This window comes from Undibacterium sp. RuRC25W (assembly GCF_049339825.1).
In the GTDB taxonomy this organism is placed as follows: Bacteria; Pseudomonadota; Gammaproteobacteria; order Burkholderiales; family Burkholderiaceae_D; genus Undibacterium.
The window spans coordinates 126,890-147,151 of the sequence record NZ_JBMPPD010000002.1 but is presented as its reverse complement, the minus strand read 5'-3'; the positions used below and the strand labels follow the sequence as shown (position 1 = coordinate 147,151).

Below are 20,262 nucleotides of genomic sequence, written 5' to 3'. Positions count from 1 at the left end.
TCTTCGTCAACAATACTGCTTGTGCCGCCTTGCAGTATTGCTTCTACTTACAACATACATAGGGACGATGACCGTTCTTAGCTGAGCACAGTGTTGATGTTTGCGCCATGGTAATTTGAAGCAGTATTAGACAAGTTCGTTTATTGAGTTGAAGCACAATAGCGCCACAACCGGTAAATGTCGTGTCAAAACGTATGTCTGGTGACAATGCGGAAACAGACGGTCTCTGCAGGTCATCTATGTACTCCTTCGTCACTAAGCAGCCGCTAAACGTTGCATTGAACTTGAGGAAATGAAAACAACAACTGAATAAGACTTGCTCAGAAAAAAAATGGTTTATTTTAGAAATGCAAACTATCATTACATCGCACAGACTTAACAAAAATAAACTTTTGGTTTGCAATGATCACTGCCATAATTAACCTAGAGAAACATTGCTTCGACTGACTTTGCGAATGCTGAATTAATTTTTAACGTTTAATTTTCAATTTGGGAGAATACCTGTGAAGATGAACAATATCAAAATTGGTACGCGACTTGGATTTGGGTTTGGCAGTATCATTTTACTGCTGATCATCATTGCTTTCGTCAGTATTCATCGCTTAAAGAGTGGCAATGAAAAGACCGAGGAGATCGTCAAGGACCGTTATGCGAAGATTATGTTGGCTGTTCAAATTAAGGGCAACGTCGATACCGAAGCACGTAATTTGCGTAACGCACTGCTTGCAACGACCCCTGAGGAACGAAAGCGTTTTATTGACTTAGCTGTCGAGGCGGCAAAGAAAAACGCAGAGATACTACCTCACCTTGAACAAGTAATTAATACACCAAGGGGTAAGGAGCTATTTGACGCCATGGCCGATGCGCGGTCTAAATACCGAGTCGCTGCTGAACAAGAATTAAAACAGATTGAAAATGGCGAAAAGGAAAAGGCTACGGAATTTTTGTTCAAGGAAGTTATTCCGCCGCAAAACGCGCTTTTTGGTGCCATCGATAAATTTTATGAGTTTCAGGCAGAGCTGATGGATCGTGTTGCAACGACAGCGCTTGACCAAGCAAATTCCGCAACGATCCTAGTCATTGTCTTGTCTGCTATCGCAGCCGTGTTGGCATCCGCCATAGGCATCTTCATTGCCCGCTCCATCACAAGGCCATTAAACGAAGCAGTGAAGGTAGCACAGACCGTCGCAGCGGGTGATTTAACTAGCAACATTGAAGTTACGTCAACAGATGAAACCGGTCAATTGCTACAAGCACTAAAAGAGATGAACAATGCACTGCAAGACATTGTTGGTCAGGTGCGTAGTGGGACTGACACCATTGCTACTGCATCAAGTCAAATTGCTGTCGGTAATATGGATTTATCTACTCGAACTGAGCAACAAGCGAGTTCACTTGAAGAAACAGCATCATCGATGGAAGAAATCACGTCGGTAGTTCAACAAAATGCCGATAATGCTCGTCAAGCGAATAGCCTGGCCAAAACAGCATCCGAGGTGGCAAGCAAAGGCGGTAGCGTAGTCTCAGAAGTGGTCGGTACGATGAGCTCAATTAGTGAGTCTGCCAAGAAAATTGTCGACATTATTAGTGTCATTGATGGCATCGCATTTCAGACGAATATTCTGGCGTTAAATGCAGCTGTGGAAGCCGCGCGCGCAGGAGAACAGGGGCGTGGTTTTGCGGTCGTCGCATCGGAAGTGCGAAATTTGGCACAACGTAGCGCAAGCGCTGCGAAAGAAATTAAAACCCTTATTGGTGATTCAGTCGAAAAAGTCGAAGCCGGAAGCAAGTTAGTTGATCTGGCTGGTACGACAATGACCGAAGTCGTCGACAGCGTCAGGCGTGTGACTGACGTTATCAGCGAAATTTCGGCCGCAGGACAAGAACAATCGACGGGTATTGAGCAGATAAACATTGCCATTACCGAAATGGATAACCTGACACAACAAAATGCCGCCCTCGTGGAAGAAGCTGCCGCCGCCGCGGGATCATTGCAAGATCAAGCAGAAAATCTGGCTCAGCTAGTGAGTGTTTTCAAAATACACGGTGCATCTTCTTCGTCAGTTAAATTGAATCGACCAACTCAGCATAGCCCTGCTATTTCTTCCACGGTAACCAAGGTAGCCTCAAAAAATTCGATGGACCGTGCTCCAAAAACGGTGCAACTGGTATCAAAATCAACGTTATCGACCACTCAAAACGACACCTCTGAGTGGGAAACGTTTTAAGACATGAGATGATTGGAATCTTGCGTGGTCGTCCCAGGTTGGTAAGCCAGAATTGTCAGCGCAATCATTGAACTAACAATGGATAGACGCAGATAAGTGAAATAAGTGAGTTAGTTCACGTGAAATACATTATAGGCGGGCGCTAAACATCCCGCTAACAAGTTGGTTACTTCCCATATGACTTATTAAGAAGTCAATGAAACTACGTGCTTTGGTGGTTAAATAGCGTCGGCTGGGATACGCAACAACCAATTCAAGACCGGGTGCTTCATAGTTTTCTAATACTCTAGTCAGATGACCGCTATTGAGCAAATGTTGTGCCAATACGGAAGTAAAGCGGGCAATGCCGAGATCGGCCAAGACACACTGATAGGTCATCGCGGCTGTATTGCAGATGATGCCGGGTTTAATTGGGACCTGATAACCATTACCATCCGTATCGCGTAACTCCCAGCAATCATTGGTACCGGTGTAAGTAGAGAGGGCGATACAACGGTGGTGAATTAAATCATTGATATCGTTGAGGGGCGGTGCTTGCCGCAAATAGTCTGGAGTGGCGCACAAAATCATTTTATTGGATGCCAAGCTACGCGTGACCGTATCTATATTTAGAACGCTGCCGGTAAATGTGATCGCTAGATCAAGTCCTCTTGCGACCAGATCGACGGGCTCATCGAGTACCATCACATCAAATAATATATCGGGATAAATTTCTTGGTACCGCCGCATGATCGCCGGCATGAAATGTAATCCGAAGTTAGTCGTGACTGCTAATTTGATGGGGCCCGAATGAGCTTTGTTTGCCGAGCTCACCATGGCTTCGGTTTGCTCGATATCTTCTAGAATTTGTCGGCTACGTTCAAGATAAATTTCACCGCGCTCGGTCAGCGATAAACTGCGGGTCGTGCGCAACAAGAGCTGTGATCCCAGTTCTGTTTCGAGCGCAGCGATATGGCGTGTGACGACGGAGGCTGCCATATCCAGATGCTCCGCCGCCCGCGCAAAGCTGCCGAATTTAACCACTTCGTTAAATACCCGCATGGCAATTAATTTATCCATAGTCACAAGCCCCTTGGTCAGTTTGACGGGTATTGTGCCATTTTTCATCGATTTTTTCCTGATGGGCTATTTTGTAGGTGGTTGCCAACCGCCGCCCAAGGCCAAAAACAAGTTGATTTGGTCGCCCGCCAGCACGGCGTCTGACGCGGCGAGGGCGTTATCAGCGGTGATCAGAGCACGTCGTGCATCGAGCATGGCAAAGTAATCGATACGTCCAAATTTGAACAAGCGTTCTGCCTGCGAAGCTGAAAGTTTATTTTGTTCGTGCATTGATTCTAGTTGCTGGTGTTTATCCAGTTCTCTAGCGTACACCGTCAGGGCGCTATCAGTTTCTTTGAGTGCAGCCAAGACCGTTGCATCAAACCTAGCTAGCGCGGCCTCAGTCCCCGCGGTTGCATAGGCGATCTTGATATGTGCAGAACTGGTGGCTGGAAATGACCAAGAGATCAGCGGACCCACTTCCCAGCGAAATGCACCAGCATCACCAAAGCCCGGTAACAATCCGGTACTCCCGACGGATGCACCAAACTGAATTTGCGGGTATAAGTCCGCAGTGGCGACACCGATTTTTGCAGTAGCGCTTGCTAGGTTGCGTTCGGCTCTACGGATATCGGGACGACGTCGCATCAGTTGTTGTCCATCACCGACCGGAATCACATTGGTGACGCGTGGTACTTGTTCACAGTGGATTTCTTCAGTCGCCGCAGAACCCGGTGCTTCCCCCAATAAGGCGGCGAGACGATATCGTGCCACCTGTTGCTGCGCCTGTAGTGATGGCAGCATCGATTTGATTTGGGCCAGATTTGCCTTAGCGTGACTCATATCTAAGGCCATGCCACGTCCTATGCGAATGCGGTCTGCCAGCGATTGGGTATAACGTTCCTGAAGTGCCAGCGAGGTTTGTTGCACGTTCATTTGTTGACCAGCGGCGCATAATTCAGAATACGCCCGTGCTGTATCTGCAGCGACCGTAATTTTGACCATATCAAAAGCTGCGACGACAACTTCATCGTCTGCTTTGGCCGATTCGATGGCTCTGGCTATTTTTCCAAATAGATCGACCTGATAGGACATTTTCAGACCTATATCGTAATTACCTGAGTCTGGTAATGTAATAGGTAGTCCCATTTCTACTGCGGAGGGACGGCCATATCCTGGTGCAACGCTTGCACCTAGCTTTGGTGTTTTTTCATGTTCGTTGTCAGCGACGACGGCACGTGATGCGCGTAAGTTAGCCGCAGCAATCCGTAGGTCAGCGTTGGCAACGAATGCTTTTTCGATTAATCCATTGAGCACCGGATCCTGATATAGACGCCACCAATCCGCTGGTAGATCCTGGTTACTGAACATTTTTTCTTTACTAGTAACCAGGGTCTGATTGACTTCATTGCGGTTGATGACGGCTTCTTTTGGTAAATGATAATCTGGCCCCACGGCGGTACATGCACCTAAGCTGAGACTGACGATGATGCTGGAAAGTGCAGTGAAATATGCGCGGCGTTGTGTTTGCATTGTTTTCATTGGACACCTCCAGACTTGTCGTTGGAATGGGCTGTCGTACCCACAGACACCGTTGCCGTCTCACCCGCAATCAGACGGGTATTTTTAGGTAGCGGTGCAAGGTGGATACGTACCGGAATGCGCTGTGCCAGTCGGACCCAGTTAAAGGTTGGATTCACGTTCGGCAGTAAATTGCTGCCTGTACTGCGATCGCGATCAACAATACCTGCCGCCAGACTTTCTACGGTACCGGATAGCGCTTGTTGTGAACCCATCAGCGTGACTGACGCGGTATCATTTACATGGATGAAGGGCAGTTTAGTTTCTTCAAAATAGGCTTCGACATAAAACGAATTATTCTCAACCAAGGCCATCACCGCACGGCTCGCGGTGACGTAAGAGCCAACACGTAAATCGAGATTAGTGATGCTGCCATCGACTGCGGCATAAATTCTTGTCCGTTGTAGATTCAGCTTGGCAAGGTCGACGCTAATTTGTGCTTGTTCTAATGCTGTTTTAGCTTGATCCATGTGGGTTTGACTTTGTTCGCGAGATTCTTGCGCTACTAATTCGCGCAGCTCTGTATTGCGATGTGCTTCTTTAGCGGCCTGATCGAGATTAATTTGCGCGGTCTTGACTTGCGCTTGAGCCTGACGCAATGCGATTTCATAGCGTGCTCTGTCAATTTCAAACAGCAATTGACCTTTGACAACTTGCTGGTTGTCATGCACCGCTAATTGTGTGACTTCGCCACTGAGGTCAGACGCAATCTGAACGATATTCGCTTTGACGCGAGCATCTCGCGTCCAAGGAGCGACCTCGTAATGTTGCCACAACCACTTACCGCAGAAAACAGCCAATGCCACGATGGCAATCGTTACTGCCACACGTACGATATTGACCAAGATTTTTTTGATTGTCATATTAGGTCCAATTCAATGTAAAACGGGTGATCGCTGAGGTACATGCAGTCAGCACCACGATAAATAAAGAAAAATCAAACAGTGCTGGATGCCATACCCAACGGTAGAGCCCTAATCTGGCAAGTATGAAGACCACGATCTTGGTCAGTAAAAAAGCCACTAGCGCGAGCAGGAGCAGGGTGGGGAAATACATTCCATCGATATTTATTTCGGCAATCATTACTTACTCATCCGAAGGTGTCGGGACGACAGGGTTAATAGGGGTAAGCAAGGGCACATAGGCGTTTGCATCCGGGAAGAGATCACGCCGTAATGCGGTTAATGCTGTCAATGCATTTAAGAGAGGAGCGACATTGACTTGATCAGTATTTGATTCGTCATTGAGTACAGGGTTTGACGTTAATTGATGAATAGTAGCGTCAAGGCAAGTCAGCAAGCATTGACTTTCCGATATTTGTGAGGCTGATAATGGTGACGTAGGTGTGCTAGAAAAATGCTGACGAAGTTGCTCTAGTAAGGGTTTTATTGCACTCAATGCGGGCGTTGACGTTGCCTGAAAATTCAGTAGCTCAACCACATTGAGACTCATACGGAAATCCAATAAGGCATCAATGTGCTGAGGTTCATTTCCCAGCGGCGGTTCTGTCGCTGCTGAGATGCGCGGGGCAAGTTGCGCTACGCGGTCCATCATTTTTGCCGCAATATTGTCGATGTGAGGGACGTTCATGTTCGTGGTTAATTCCAGCAATTCCTGGCGCCCTGCCGCGACAAGACGGTTAGCTCGCCATCCGGCACTGACAGAACGAATGAGCGCAGTAAATACTAAGGCAGCGATCACGCCAATTGTTTGGCCAATCGTCGCATTCATAAAAACACCCACATCGACAGCACCGCTTTCTTGTAGCGCAAAGCTACCCAGTACACCAAGGGTCATCGCGAGTGATTTCAAACCGTATTGTGGTCGTGCCAGATAGATACCGAGGACGAATAGTAACGGCGAAATACATAAGGCCATGGTTTCAAAACTATGGGCCGTTGGGAGTATCCATAAAACATACATCGCCGAAATAGGTACCGATGCCAGCGTAAAATACAAAAAGGTTTTGAGGCTGGGAACGGGGTCGTCTTGTACCGCAAATAAACAGCAGAAGACCGCTGCCATCATGGCGGCAACGGAACCCGAAGGCCATGCAGTTTCTATCCAGAACAAACAGCAACATAAAATTGCGACGATCGCTGCTGCTGCAGATATACAGGCTAGCCAGTAATCATGGTGTAAAGGGGTAACTAGACTGCTTTGTCTTACAGGCTGATTCTGCAACACCGGAAAAGCACCAGTAGCACTTGCCTCGATGGTTTTATACAGCGTCAGTACGTCATCCATGACACGTAATAATGCTGTTAATCGACGTGCCAGATTCAGTTGCAATAAATCTGTCCAGGTAGCACCTGCATGGATTTGAGGCGTTAACTGTTCGATGGCGTCTTCGATGCGGCGTTTTTCTTCATTTCGCTGGCCTATCTTCTCAGCATCTTGCGTGCTAAGCGTTGCCCAGTCCTGAATGCGGGTAAGCAGCGCATTCCACTCTGTCATTGCGGATTCGTTACTACTTGCTTGCGCGGAACCCCGTAATTGCTCGAGGCGATCACGAATTCCTGACAACAGCGGCAGAAGAATTGACAGCCGTTCGTGCATAGAATAAATAGCACCCGCCGTCCAACGCAGATGAGATGTGTCAAATGGTAGGTGAATAGACAGGTTACGCAGCTCGGCGATATCGGTTGCCAGCATGCGCTTATCTTTCTGCAATTGATCTCTTTCGCTACCGGCAAAGACATCGGTGAGCGTTTGTTGAATATCACGAATCACATGGCTGACGCGACCGAGCATGATCGGCCCCCAGCTCTGTGGAAAGACCAGTCCATGCACTAACGATCCACACACAATACCTATACTGATTTCTTCGACGCGGGACAAGGCAACATCAAAGATACCGGAGGGATCATTGACTGACGGAAAGCCAATTAATGCAGCGGTATATCCAGCGAGTAAAAAGATATAAGAACGCGGCGTACGATCAAGTAAAGAAATAAACAAACAGAAACCCACCCAGAGCGCCAGTGCCAGTGAGAGTAATTCAGGCGCATTTGCGAGTTGGGGCACCATAATGACCGTCGCAACCGATCCCAGAACAGTGCCCATTACACGAAATACTGCTTTAGAACGCACTGGACCGGAGAATGGGTTAGCGATGATGTAGCACGTCATCATTGCCCAAAAGGGCCGTGGAAGCGCGAACGCCAATGCCACATACAGCGCGAGCAAGGAAGCAGCGATGCATTTAAGCGAAAACAGCACTTCTGATGTGGTCGGTAGCTTCACGGTTTTATTGATGATAATGAGATGATATTAATCGTCTTAACGTTACGCGTCAGACAAATGAAACACCGGCAACGATTCGTGATGAGTGAATTGCTGCCGGTGCTTTTTTACTGAGAAACAGGCATCGCGATGCCTGAAACGTAACTCTTAAGGATTGCGATACATAGGATCAGGCATGATGTAAGCGACGACCTTTTGATTCATAACACCTGCAGGTGCGACCTGGCCTAATTCAAATGCGCTCACAGTCATGGCGACATCAAAACGCCATGCAAAGCTTTTTTCACCAATGACGAATTTGACTGTTTCACCACCAGTGACGCTAACATATTTAGTGTCTGGCGTGATGACGATGGTGCGTTGTGCTTCGCTGACAGCGGCTGGATCGCCTAATAAATCGAGATGTTTGTTTGATCTATCCTGCGCAGAAGCAACGCCCGTTGCGATGGCAAAGACTGCAGCTATTAATCCAAATAAGAATTGTTTCGTTTTCATGATGAACTCCTCAAGTGACAATAAAACGTTCCGGTTGCGCCAAGTATTTAAAAAGTAGAGACAGATGGTGCTAAGCGGATCGCTGATCCATCAGGGTATTTATTGTTCTGATGGTGACGGAGTGAAGTGTAGTGACTGGGGCGCGTGGGATAAAGATGATATGTAGCAATTGATTATTGCTGTTATGAGAATAATCAGTGCTTAGATGCGATGTTTCTATGAGTTGATTGCATGTTTATTCCACGTGCACAGCAGGGGGCTTGGTGGCCAGTTGCGGTAATGAACTTGGAAAGTCAATCGTCACCAGATGCTGTTTTGCCAGCATTTTTTCCAATTTTCTGAGCAGACTCGATTCGGTGAACGGTTTGACGATAAAATCATCTACGCCTGCCGCTGCGGCGGCAAGGATGTGTTCTTTATTGGCTGTGGAGGAATACATCAGTATGGGTAAGCGATACCATTCTGGGTCATGGCGAATTGAACGAATCAAATGCAAACCATCCATGAATGGCATTGTATGGTCGGTGATAATAAATTCGATCGGGGCGCCGATAAATTTTGTCGTTTTGAAGGTACGTAACGCCATTTCGGCATTTTCAGCTTCTGATATTCTGCCAAATCCGATATTTTTTAAGAGACCAACCATTAATCGCCTCAAATGTGGCTCATCACTGACCACCAGAAAATGAAGGTCTGTATTCATAGGACGCTATCTTTCTTGTTATTCGATGCGCGCAAAAATGGCGCTGATGTCGCCATCGCTTAGACAATAAAAGATAGCAGTGGAATGGATGAGGGCTCTGTTCGGTGGGTAACCTAAACGAATGTCTACCCGTGCAGGTGTGACGCTTCACGCCTTGTGTCAATGAAATAAAAGTAAATTTATTATTACACTCATTTGACCCACCGCAGGTGCATGGTTATTTCACCGGCTGCGCGAACACCGGCACACTCACGGCGCCAGACTGACTGATTGATGCGACGCCAAATACGTAGTTATCTTTCGAAATCCCCTTAAGCAACTCATGCTCAGTCAGTCCCACATCTTTGCTGTGCTGCCATATTCCTGCACCAGGTTCGCGCCATACAATGCGGTATCCAGTCACCGCTTTGTCGACGGGTGCTTTCCAGACCAGGCTGGTATCGTTGCTGAGATCAGTCACCTTCATGCCAACGTCTTGCGGTGGCGTCGGTGCCAGTGCCAGGCTTCCCATTCCTGCTGCATTAGCTCGGGCGACGCGTGCTACGTAGTCGACGTCCACAAATTCGGATAAATCACCCTGCTGGACACCGTTTTCAAGACGAATATTTTGATGTTGATGGGCGAAGTTTTCAAAGGGCTCTGTAAAGCGTACGGCCGCATACCCACGCTCTAAAAATGGCATGTGATCACCGCCACGCAAGAAACGATCACGACGATGAATCAGATTGACATGAAAACCAGGTAAATACGTTTCGGCAGCCTGTTTCAGATAACGCCCCAACTGATGCGTTGGCGTATCGTCGATACCGCCGCTACGCAAAATGGTGTCGATCATTTTGCGTGATTCTTCCGGCGAGCGAGCGAGCGTCGTGGTTGGTGCTGCTTTTTGTGCATCCAGTACTGTTTTCAATAATGGTGTAAAGCCATCAGCGAACAGTCGTACTTGCATATCGTTACGTCGCCCATCATCACTGACAGGCGAGCCGATAATGTCATTGTTGAGCATACCGATAATATGACGATGTTCTTGTGCCGCCACTTCCGCAATGTGTTCTGCACCCAGCAAGCCTTGTTCTTCACCCGCCACATTCATAAACACCAGCGTTGCTGGCCATTGATAGGGCGCAAACGCGCATGCCATTGCCAGCACTGCTGCGCTACCAGAAGCGTCATCATTGGCGCCCGGCGCATCGCTAACAATATCGAGCACATCACTGGCGCGCGAGTCGTAATGACCGCTAACAATAATCACACGTTCTGGTGATGCCGTCCCTTTGAGTGTGGCAACGACATTGACGATATTGGTTGGTTGCGGGACGCGGCGACCGACAGGCTCGATGTGTTCATCCAGTGTGACCGTCATCCGTCCGTGACTGGTAGCCGCACATTTGTTCATCTCATCAGCGATCCAGCGCCGCGCCGCGCCAATGCCACGTGTCTCTGAAACAGTGTCTGATAACGTATTGCGAGTACCAAATGCCACCAGCTTATCGTCGTAGTATTTGATCTGTGACGCCTTAATTTGCTTGATCACAGCCTCAATTTGTGGGTCCGTTATTGCTGCTTGTGCAGCCCCACAGAGGCAAGTCGTGACTGCTAATAACCCTATCAGAATCTGACGCATCGTTTTATTCTCCATGATCGTTATGAGGTGGTTTACCCGCTTTTTTTTGAATTGTTCGTTGAATAAATCTTTTCTATTGTACAGGGTTGGCTTGCCTTCGATTGCTGGGCCTGTACTACACTATGCCATAACGCTATAGCTGTTAGTGCGGCAGAGGTCTGTATTACATGACAGCGGAAGCATAAAATAGTTTAATAATTAAAAAGGGCGCTTATGCAAACACGACGTATAGCAACACAGCATGTTTCTTCGATTGGCCTCGGATGTATGAATCTCAGCCATGCATATGGCGTGCCTCCATCTGCTGCTCAGGCAGAAAGCGTATTACTCGGCGCACTTGATGTCGGTATTACGTTACTTGATACAGCGGCGTTATATGGCTTTGGCGCTAACGAAGAGTTACTTGGTAAGGTGTTAAGTGGACAACGTCATCGATATATGCTGGCAAGTAAATGTGGCATTTTTCAAGAAAATGGTCGACGCGTCATTGATGGTCGTCCGGCCACAATAAAGAAGACCTGTGAGGATAGCCTCAGGCGCCTCAGGACTGATGTCATTGACCTGTATTACCTTCATCGCTGGGATAAACAGGTGCCGATTGAGGATAGCGTCGGCGCCTTGTCTGAATTAGTCACCGCTGGAAAAATTCGTGCGATCGGGTTGTCAGAAGTGTCGGCGACAACGCTCAGAAAAGCGCACGCTGTACATCCTATCGCTGCTTTGCAAACAGAATATTCATTGTGGACACGTAACCCAGAGATCGCGGTGCTGGATGTTTGTCGCGAACTTGATATCGCTTTTGTGGCGTTTAGTCCTCTGGGTCGTGGTTTTTTGAGTGAATCCTTACCGGATGTGAGCCATTTTGAAGAAAAAGATATCCGACGCAGTATGCCGCGTTTTAGTGCAGAGAATATGACGGCTAATCTTGGTCTGCATCGTTATCTCACGCAACTCGCTACGCAGGCAGGGTGCACGATTCCGCAATTAGCGCTCGCATGGCTGTTGGCTAAAGGCGAACACATAATTGCGCTCCCTGGTACCACAAGTTTTTCTCATCTAAAAGAAAATATTGGTGCAGCAGATTGTGTATTAAGTGCGGAGGTAGTAACCGCCTTGGATAAGCTGATGCATACCCATCCGGTCAACGGTAGGCGTTACAACGCTGCGACACAAACAGAAATCGATACCGAGGAATTTAGCTGATTCGTCGTACTGATTAATTGAGATAGACTTGTTCCGCCACTTCTTTAATCAAGGCGATCATGGCATTTTGAGTAAGTGTGGTAATGCGACCTGAGGTTGTTGCCATGGTCAGTCGTGTCAATAATTGGGGTTCAACGATCGGTCGCATTATGTATGCTTCTGGGTGCGCACTAGTCGTGACGGCATATTTGGTCAGAATGGCATAGCCAGCACCATCAGCCACCAGATCCAAGATCGCAGCCACACTATCAATTTCTAAATGGATCAGTGGCTTACAGCCCATAATTGCCATTTGGGTCTCAAGTAACATGCGAATCGCATTCGGACGATTTGGAATCACCAACGCATGTTGAGCGATTTCTTTGAGTGTGATTGGTGTCACATCGGTAGCTGCATTTACGCCGTTGCGCGGTCCGACAAAATACAATGCTTCTTCCGCCAGCGGTGTGATCTCTAACTCCGTGGTCAGCACGGGGTTGTAAAGTAACGCGATATCTAAACGTCCTGTCAATAACCACTCTTGCATTGATGTGGATAAACCTTCGCTAATCGATAAGCTTGCGTTAGGCAAACGCTGCGTGAAAGCGCGTGTCAGTGGCACGGTCAATATTTTAGAGGCACTCGGTGGTAGCCCGACATTAACCCGTCCCGCAAGCGCACCGCGGATTCTTCCCAGATCTTCTTTCGCCCGCGCGACTTGATGCAAAATGCCGCGTCCGTGCTCCAGCAATAACTGTCCCGCCTCAGTGGCGGTGACCCCACGCCCATTGCGAACTAGCAGATTTTGCCGTAACTCCACTTCTAACTGCCTTACCTGGCGGCTCAGTGCAGGCTGCGCAATATTGAGCACATCAGAGGCGCGGGTAAAGCTTCCCAGCTCAACAACGTGCACAAAATACTCTAATTGCTTGAGATCCATCCTTTGCCTCTGTAACTGAAAAACGTATATGTTAGTTTGTATTATGCCAGTTTGTTATATCTGGTAGTGGAAGTTTGGACTTATTTGTCTGCCTCAGGCGACGCATAATCCTCACCATGCAAACACCTATCCCTACCTTATTCATGCGCGGCGGCACTTCCCGCGGACCTTTTTTCCTTGCTTCCGATTTGCCGGCGGATGTGGCGACACGTGACCAAGTGTTACTGGCCGTGATGGGATCACCGGACCCGCGCCAGATTGATGGTTTGGGCGGTGCTCATCCGCTGACTAGCAAAGTCGGTATCGTTAGCCCGAGTTGCACGCCCGGCGTCGCGCTTGATTTTTTGTTTGTGCAACTACAACCCGCATTAAGCACCGTCGACACCACGCCTAACTGTGGCAACATGCTCGCGGCGGTCGTTCCTTTTGCCATTGAGTGCGGTCTAATTACGCCACAGGCCGATACCACCACTGCGCGTGTATTGACGATCAATACACAGATGCAATGCGACATCACCGTGCAAACACCCCTCGGACCTCATGGCCGCGTGATTAGTTACGATGGTGAAACACGTATTGATGGTGTTCCGGGAACATCAGCACCGATTACGATTAATTTCTTGGATACAGCAGGGTCGGTTTGCAGTGGTTTGCTGCCAACAGGCCAGGTACGTGATCATGTCACCATCAGTGGTAGCGCATTTGAGACGTTCGATCTCGATATTACTTGTATCGACAATGGGATGCCGTTGGTGTTATTCAACGCCCGCGACGTCGATTGCACCGGGTATGAGTCCGTTGCAGCGCTCAATACCAACCTCGTGCTCAAAGCAAAATTAGAAGCGCTACGACTTCATTGCGGTCATCTGATGGGGTTAGGTGATGTGACGACTAAAAATTATCCCAAGATGACGCTTGTGGCTGCACCACGCGATGGTGGCAGTATTTGTACTCGCAGCTTTATTCCCCATGTTTGCCATGACGCGATTGGTGTATTAGCCGCTGTAACGGTGGGCACCGCATGCGTATTGCAAGGTTCTGTCTGCGATGGCTTATCGCATATGACCGGTAGCAGTGTCTCGGTCGAACATCCGACGGGTGAATTTAGTGTCGAGCTTAGGATTGATCCCAACGATCCACAAAACGTCTTACGTGCTGCACTACTGAGAACTGCACGTCTAATCATGCGCGGCGAGGTCATGGTGCCTGCCGCATTATGGTCACCATCCCGATAACCCATTTAAATGTTGTCAATTCCCGCTATAACGGAGACAGGTATTATGCAAAAGAAACCGATGATTATCGATTGCCACGGCCATTACACGACCGCCCCAAAATCCCTCGAACAATGGCGCATGCGTCAAATCGCCGGCATTCAGGATAGCGCTGTAATGCCGAACGTGTCAGAGCTAAAAATCAGTGATGATGAATTACGTGAATCAATCGAAAGTAATCAACTTCGCTTGATGCGTGAGCGTGGTTCTGATTTGACGATCTTTTCGCCCCGCGCGAGTTTCATGGCACATCATATTGGCGATTTTCAGGTCTCAAGTACATGGGCCGCGATCTGTAATGAGTTGTGCTATCGCGTTTCACAATTATTTCCAGACCATTTTGTGCCAGCAGCGATGTTGCCGCAATCACCTGGCGTTGATCCGGCGACGAGCATTCCGGAATTAGAAAAGTGCGTCAAAGAATACGGTAATGTTGGTATTAATCTGAATCCCGACCCGAGTGGCGGCCATTGGACTTCGCCACCGTTGAGTGATAAATCCTGGTATCCAATTTACGAAAAAATGGTGGAGTATGATATTCCCGCCATGATCCACGTATCCACCAGTTGTAATCATTGTTTTCACACCACTGGCGCGCATTATCTCAATGCTGATACCACCGCATTTATGCAGTGTCTGACGTCCGATTTATTCAGCGATTTCCCGACGTTGAAATTTCTGATTCCGCATGGCGGCGGTGCAGTGCCTTACCACTGGGGTCGTTTCCGTGGTCTTGCACAAGAGCTGAAAAAGCCATTATTACAAGATCATTTATTGAACAATATTTTCTTTGATACCTGCGTCTATCATCAGCCAGGCATAGACTTGCTCAATACCGTGATTCCCGTCAAGAACGTGTTGTTTGCATCTGAAATGATCGGCGCCGTGCGCGGTATTGATCCTGAAACCGGCCACTACTACGACGACACCAAACGTTATATCGAAGCCTCAACCATTTTGAGTGAGCAAGATAAATTTCAAATTTATGAAGGCAATGCACGTCGCGTTTTCCCACGTCTGGATACTGTATTGACTGCCAAAGGCCGTTAAGCCTTTCTCCTGCTACGACGCGGCTTTCGAATAATTAATAAGGACATTCTATGACACAACGTATCAATCAATTAGGCATCGTCAAACGCAATATTGTGCGTGCTGATCCTGCTGCCGTTGCACAGCTTTCGACATTCGGTGTCGCGACGATTCATGAAGCGATGGGGCGGGTTGGTCTGCTGAAACCGTATATGCGTCCGATCTATACAGGTGCTCATCTGTGTGGTACGGCGGTCACGGTCCTGCTGCAACCAGGTGACAACTGGATGATGCACGTCGCCGCTGAACAAATTCAGCCAGGCGATGTGGTAGTGGCTGCTTGTACGACGGAGAATGAAGATGGCTTTTTTGGTGATTTGTTGGCGACATCGTTTCAGGCACGCGGGGCACGTGGCTTGATCATTGATGGCGGTGTCCGTGATGTGAAAGATTTGACTGAAATGAATTTTCCGGTGTTTAGTCGTGCGATCAACGCAAAAGGCACGATCAAGGCGACATTGGGGTCCGTGAATGTGCCGGTGGTGTGTGCTGGTGCGCAGGTCAATCCCGGTGACGTGGTGATCGCCGATGTCGACGGTGTGGTCGTCGTACCTGCGGCATTGGCGCAGCAAGTGGCCGATGCTGCCGCAGCTAGGGAAGCCAACGAGGGCGACAAGCGCGCGATTTTTGCATCAGGCACATTGGGACTGGACTATTACAACATGCGCGAAGGTCTGGCAAAAGCTGGACTGACTTACATTGATTAATTGTTGAACCGTATCTTTGTGCCTCTTTGTATCTCATAAGCGATAAACCCCATGGCTGAAAATAATCAATCTCTTTTTACCAAAACGCCAGGCTGGCTGGATTTTTATCCGACACCATCAACGCCGCGTTTTGTTTTACCTGCTGGCGCAGTGGATGCGCATTGCCACGTCTTTGGACCTGGCGCGCAATTTCCGTATGCACCAGAACGCAAATATACTCCTTGTGATGCATCTAAAGACCAATTATTCGCGTTGCGAGACCATTTGGGTTTTGCCAAAAATGTCATTGTTCAGGCGACATGTCATGGCAGTGATAACCGCGCGTTAGTCGATGCGTTGCGGGCAGCGGGTAATCAGGCGCGGGGCGTGGCGACAGTAAAGCGTGATATCACCGATGCCGAACTGCTGGCGCTGCATGCCGCTGGTGTGCGTGGGACGCGTTTTAATTTTGTGAAGCGTCTTGCAGACTTTACGCCACGTGAAGTATTGTCCGAGATCGCGCACCGCATCGCACCTCTGGGGTGGCATGTGGTTGTCTATTTTGAAGCGCAGGATTTGCCAGAATTATATGACTTCTTTACCAGTCTGCCGACGACAGTCGTCGTTGACCATATGGGGCGTCCTGATGTGAGTCAACCTGTTGATGGCCCTGGTTTTGCGCTCTTTCTTAAAATGATGCGTGAACATCAGAATATCTGGAGTAAGGTCAGTTGTCCGGAACGTCTGAGTGTTAGTGGCCCAGCGGCATTACAAGGTGAAACACACGCGTACCGCGATGTCATTCCGTTTGCGCGAACGCTGGTTGAACAATTCCCTGATCGCGTTTTATGGGGAACCGACTGGCCGCATCCGAATTTGAAAGATCACATGCCTGACGACGGACTGCTGGTAGACTATATTCCTCATATCGCGCCTACCGCAGAATTACAGCAGAAACTGCTGGTAGACAATCCTTTGCGTCTGTATTGGAGTTAACTCGCATGGCACTCGATAAACCATATCAAGATATTCCAGGTACTACTATTTTTGACGCGGAGCAATCGCGTCTTGGATATCACTTGAATCAATTCTGTATGTCACTCATGAAAGCAGAAAATCGTGCGCGGTTTAAAGCGGACGAACGTGCTTACCTTGACGAATGGCCAATGACAGAAGAACAAAAACAAGGCGTCTTGACGCGCGATTTAAATCGCTGCTTGGCGGTTGGCGGTAATATTTATTTTCTGGCCAAAATTGGCGCGACGGATGGTCGTTCGTTTCAATATATGGCAGCCAGTATGACAGGGATGAGTCAGGAAGAATACGCAGCGATGATGTTGGCCGGGGGCCGTTCTGTCATCGGTAATCGTGTCATTGGAGAAGAAAAGAAATGACGAAGCAAGAGACAAAAAACATTAATCACGCAAAAATTTCAGCCAGTGTATACACCTCGCACGTTCCCGCTATTGGTGCGGCACTTGATCTTGGGAAGACGCAGGATCCGTATTGGCAGCCACTGTTTGCTGGCTATGAAGACTCTAAAGCATGGATGAAAGAAAATACACCGGATGTTATTTTTCTGGTCTATAACGATCACGCGACGGCGTTTAGCCTTGACATGATTCCGACCTTTGCAATTGGATGTGCAGAACAATTTCAGCCAGCTGATGAAGGTTGGGGGCCGCGTCCTGTCCCCGTGGTGCAGGGACATCCAGAGTTAGCGGCACATATAGCGCAATCTGTCATACAACAGGATTTTGATCTGACCATTGTGAATAAAATGGATGTTGATCATGGACTGACAGTACCTTTGTCACTGATGTGTGGACAACCGCAAGCCTGGCCATGTCCTGTCATTCCATTTGCCGTCAATGTGGTGCAATACCCCGTTCCATCAGGTAACCGCTGTTTTGAACTTGGTAAAGCAATCCGCAAAGCGATTGAATCCTACGACACGCCGCTCAATGTCCAGATATGGGGAACAGGCGGCATGAGCCACCAACTACAAGGCGCGCGTGCTGGCTTGATCAATCAGGAATTTGATAATGCATTTCTGGATGACCTCATCAAGGATCCACACACACTCGCTAAAAAGCCCCATATTGACTACGTACGTGAAGCAGGTTCAGAAGGTATTGAACTGGTCATGTGGCTCATTGCCCGCGGCGCTATGGACGATGTTGCTGGTGGTGAAACGCCTGAATTAGTAAAGCGCTTTTATCATGTTCCCGCATCGAATACCGCGGTTGGTCATCTGATCCTGGAGAATAAATAATGACAAAAACGATCAAAGTGGCGCTGGCTGGTGCTGGTGCTTTTGGTATTAAACATCTGGATGGCATACGACTGATCCCAGGCGTTGAAGTCGTCTCCCTCATTAGTCGTGATATTGAAAAAACGCGCGACATCGCTGCCCGTTATGGGATCGCACATGTCACTACTGAATTGGAAGAGAGTCTTGCGCTGCCAGAAGTCGATGCCGTTATCTTGTGTACGCCGACACAACTGCATGCCGAGCAAGCACTTGCCTGTCTCCGTGCAGGTAAACATGTACAAGTAGAAATTCCATTGGCAGATAGTTTGTCTGGTGCAGAAGCGGTCGTCGAGCAAGCTCGTGTGAGTGGTTTGGTGGCGATGTGCGGTCACACGCGTCGGTTTAATCCTAGTCATCAGTACGTGCAACAGCAAGTGCAGTCGGGCCGTTTTAAACTGCAACAAATGGATGTGCAAACGCATTTTTTCCGTCGCAGTAACATCAATGCGCTCGGCGAGGCACGTAGCTGGACTGACCATTTATTGTGGCACCATGCTGCACACACCGTTGATTTGTTTGCCTATCAAAGCGGCGGCGAGATTGTGCAGGCAAATGCGTTGCAAGGTCCGATTCATCCTGAACTCGGGATCGCCATGGATATGTCGATTCAATTAAAAAGCAGTAGCGGTGCGATCTGTACCTTATCGCTGAGTTTTAATAATGACGGTCCTTTAGGAACGTACTTCCGGTACATCGGCGATAGCGCTACCTATCTGGCGCGCTACGATGATCTTTACACCGGTAAGGAAGAGAAGATCGATGTCAGTCAGGTCGATGTTTCTATGAATGGCATCGAATTACAAGACCGTGAATTCTTTGCCGCCATCAGAGATGGACGTGAACCGAATTCCAGTGTCGCCAAGGTACTACCTTGCTATCGCATTCTGCATCAACTAGAGCAGCAATTAGGACAGCAATGAGGACAGCAATGAGGATAGTAATCAGGGTAACACTAAGCTAAAGCGATCTAATTACACCCACTGCATCATGCTATTGGCAGCCGCTTGCAATGCTGGAAGGCATTTGCCGGCGGCTTCTGCTTTTGAACAGCTACTAATCATCATCGAAATACTCAATGCGCCGACTAAGTTGCCACGGCGGTTTTTAAGCGGTACTGAAATGCCGCGCAAACCGATTTCAAATTGATTCTCTGTCATTCCAAAACCCTGTTCACGGATCGTACATATTTCAGCGAACAAGGTGTCTTTATCGGTGATGGTCAAATGGGTATAGGCGACCAGTTCAATCCGTTCCAGATAACTGTGTAATTCTGCCTCTGGCAGCGCCGCTAATAAAACGCGTCCGGCGGTCGACGTATAGGCAGGCAAACGCGTACCTGGTTCAAAGCCCGTGGTCAACACGCGCGGCGCATTGACGCGACTCACATACACCACATCATCACCTTCCAACACAGAGTAATTACTCGACTCCTGTAACTGCAAAGTAAGACGCTGTAGAAACGGGACGATAGCGCGTGGCAGACGTGCGGAATTGATATACGAACGCCCGAGATTAAGTACCTTAGGCGTGAGCCAGAAATACTTTCCATCGGTTGCTGCCAGCCCGATGTGCACCAGTGTCAAAAGATAACGGCGTGCGGCGCTGCGGCTGATATTTATTTTCTCAGAAAGCTCGCTGGCGGTCAGGCGAGCCGTGTCGTCATTGAATGCGGTGATGGCATTAATGCCTGTGATTAATCCGTCAATTAAATCGCGTTTCGCAACTTCTACGTCGCTTAATTCTTGCCGTTTCATCCTTAACTTTCTTGTGATTCGCGCGATAATCGCGCAGCTTGAGCGATTGTCGCAGTAAACGCGATTTTCAGGGCTATTTTTTGCGCATCGTCTTTTTTACACTACATG

At 48.5% G+C, this 20,262-nt stretch carries 19 protein-coding genes; 9 read left to right on the top strand and 10 right to left on the bottom strand.

What is annotated here, in order from left to right; genetic code table 11:
- Positions 1-509: 509 nt before the first annotated feature.
- Positions 510-2,228 carry a methyl-accepting chemotaxis protein gene (locus ACO0KV_RS01775; protein ID WP_423039484.1) on the top strand — a complete coding sequence of 573 codons (1,719 nt, stop codon included), beginning with the start codon at positions 510-512 and terminating at the stop codon, positions 2,226-2,228.
- A 129-nt stretch (positions 2,229-2,357) separates the two neighbouring features.
- Here ACO0KV_RS01775 and ACO0KV_RS01770 read toward each other — a convergent pair whose 3' ends face one another.
- The 8 genes from ACO0KV_RS01770 to ACO0KV_RS01735 all read right to left on the bottom strand — a co-directional run bounded on the left by ACO0KV_RS01770 (position 2,358) and on the right by ACO0KV_RS01735 (position 10,915).
- The gene (locus tag ACO0KV_RS01770; protein ID WP_423039286.1) at positions 2,358-3,335 is read right to left on the bottom strand and encodes a LysR family transcriptional regulator; all 978 of its coding nucleotides are present in this window, start codon (positions 3,333-3,335) and stop codon (positions 2,358-2,360) included.
- 18 nt (positions 3,336-3,353) lie between these two features.
- The gene (locus tag ACO0KV_RS01765; RefSeq protein ID WP_423039284.1) at positions 3,354-4,808 is read right to left on the bottom strand and encodes an efflux transporter outer membrane subunit; all 1,455 of its coding nucleotides are present in this window, start codon (positions 4,806-4,808) and stop codon (positions 3,354-3,356) included.
- Positions 4,805-5,710 (bottom strand): efflux RND transporter periplasmic adaptor subunit, encoded by a 906-nt coding sequence (locus tag ACO0KV_RS01760; RefSeq protein WP_423039282.1) that lies wholly within the window; start codon positions 5,708-5,710, stop codon positions 4,805-4,807. Before ACO0KV_RS01760 ends, ACO0KV_RS01765 begins: the two co-directional genes overlap by 4 nt.
- A 1-nt stretch (position 5,711) precedes the next feature.
- A complete protein-coding gene (locus tag ACO0KV_RS01755; protein ID WP_423039280.1) occupies positions 5,712-5,930 on the bottom strand; it encodes a DUF1656 domain-containing protein in 219 nt (72 codons plus the stop codon).
- Positions 5,931-5,933: 3 nt separating this feature from the next.
- Positions 5,934-8,093 (bottom strand): FUSC family protein, encoded by a 2,160-nt coding sequence (locus ACO0KV_RS01750; protein ID WP_423039278.1) that lies wholly within the window; start codon positions 8,091-8,093, stop codon positions 5,934-5,936.
- 147 nt (positions 8,094-8,240) lie between these two features.
- A complete protein-coding gene (locus ACO0KV_RS01745; RefSeq protein WP_423039276.1) occupies positions 8,241-8,588 on the bottom strand; it encodes a CzcE family metal-binding protein in 348 nt (115 codons plus the stop codon).
- Between the two features lie 235 nt (positions 8,589-8,823).
- Positions 8,824-9,291 (bottom strand): response regulator, encoded by a 468-nt coding sequence (locus ACO0KV_RS01740; RefSeq protein WP_423039274.1) that lies wholly within the window; start codon positions 9,289-9,291, stop codon positions 8,824-8,826.
- Positions 9,292-9,508: 217 nt separating this feature from the next.
- Positions 9,509-10,915 carry a M28 family metallopeptidase gene (locus ACO0KV_RS01735; RefSeq protein WP_423039272.1) on the bottom strand — a complete coding sequence of 469 codons (1,407 nt, stop codon included), beginning with the start codon at positions 10,913-10,915 and terminating at the stop codon, positions 9,509-9,511.
- A gap of 213 nt (positions 10,916-11,128) precedes the next feature.
- Between ACO0KV_RS01735 and ACO0KV_RS01730 the strand changes: the two genes are divergently transcribed.
- Positions 11,129-12,118: an aldo/keto reductase gene (locus tag ACO0KV_RS01730; protein ID WP_423039270.1), complete on the top strand. Its 990-nt coding sequence runs from the start codon at positions 11,129-11,131 to the stop codon at positions 12,116-12,118.
- A 13-nt stretch (positions 12,119-12,131) separates the two neighbouring features.
- Here the strand turns inward: ACO0KV_RS01730 and ACO0KV_RS01725 are convergent, their stop codons facing one another.
- A complete protein-coding gene (locus tag ACO0KV_RS01725; RefSeq protein WP_423039268.1) occupies positions 12,132-13,037 on the bottom strand; it encodes a LysR substrate-binding domain-containing protein in 906 nt (301 codons plus the stop codon).
- A gap of 116 nt (positions 13,038-13,153) precedes the next feature.
- On the opposite strand from ACO0KV_RS01725, the gene ACO0KV_RS01720 reads away from it, so the two are divergent.
- The 7 genes from ACO0KV_RS01720 to ACO0KV_RS01690 are packed head-to-tail and all read left to right on the top strand — an operon-like array spanning position 13,154 to position 19,320.
- A complete protein-coding gene (locus tag ACO0KV_RS01720) occupies positions 13,154-14,272 on the top strand; it encodes a 4-oxalomesaconate tautomerase (RefSeq protein ID WP_423039266.1) in 1,119 nt (372 codons plus the stop codon).
- A 60-nt stretch (positions 14,273-14,332) separates the two neighbouring features.
- Complete coding sequence (locus ACO0KV_RS01715) at positions 14,333-15,361, top strand: amidohydrolase family protein (protein WP_423039482.1); 1,029 nt, start codon at positions 14,333-14,335, stop codon at positions 15,359-15,361.
- Between the two features lie 50 nt (positions 15,362-15,411).
- Positions 15,412-16,107 carry a 4-carboxy-4-hydroxy-2-oxoadipate aldolase/oxaloacetate decarboxylase gene (gene ligK, locus ACO0KV_RS01710; RefSeq protein WP_423039264.1) on the top strand — a complete coding sequence of 232 codons (696 nt, stop codon included), beginning with the start codon at positions 15,412-15,414 and terminating at the stop codon, positions 16,105-16,107.
- Positions 16,108-16,158: 51 nt separating this feature from the next.
- Positions 16,159-17,082: an amidohydrolase family protein gene (locus ACO0KV_RS01705; RefSeq protein WP_423039262.1), complete on the top strand. Its 924-nt coding sequence runs from the start codon at positions 16,159-16,161 to the stop codon at positions 17,080-17,082.
- A 5-nt stretch (positions 17,083-17,087) separates the two neighbouring features.
- A complete protein-coding gene (ligA, locus tag ACO0KV_RS01700) occupies positions 17,088-17,480 on the top strand; it encodes a protocatechuate 4,5-dioxygenase subunit alpha (protein ID WP_423039260.1) in 393 nt (130 codons plus the stop codon).
- Positions 17,477-18,361 carry a class III extradiol dioxygenase subunit beta gene (locus ACO0KV_RS01695; protein ID WP_423039258.1) on the top strand — a complete coding sequence of 295 codons (885 nt, stop codon included), beginning with the start codon at positions 17,477-17,479 and terminating at the stop codon, positions 18,359-18,361. Before ligA ends, ACO0KV_RS01695 begins: the two co-directional genes overlap by 4 nt.
- The gene (locus ACO0KV_RS01690; protein WP_423039256.1) at positions 18,361-19,320 is read left to right on the top strand and encodes a Gfo/Idh/MocA family oxidoreductase; all 960 of its coding nucleotides are present in this window, start codon (positions 18,361-18,363) and stop codon (positions 19,318-19,320) included. Before ACO0KV_RS01695 ends, ACO0KV_RS01690 begins: the two co-directional genes overlap by 1 nt.
- A 51-nt stretch (positions 19,321-19,371) precedes the next feature.
- On the opposite strand, the gene ACO0KV_RS01685 is transcribed toward ACO0KV_RS01690, so the two are convergent.
- Positions 19,372-20,154, bottom strand: a complete 783-nt coding sequence (locus ACO0KV_RS01685) for an IclR family transcriptional regulator domain-containing protein (RefSeq protein ID WP_423039254.1) — start codon at positions 20,152-20,154, stop codon at positions 19,372-19,374.
- Between the last annotated feature and the right edge of the window lie 108 nt (positions 20,155-20,262).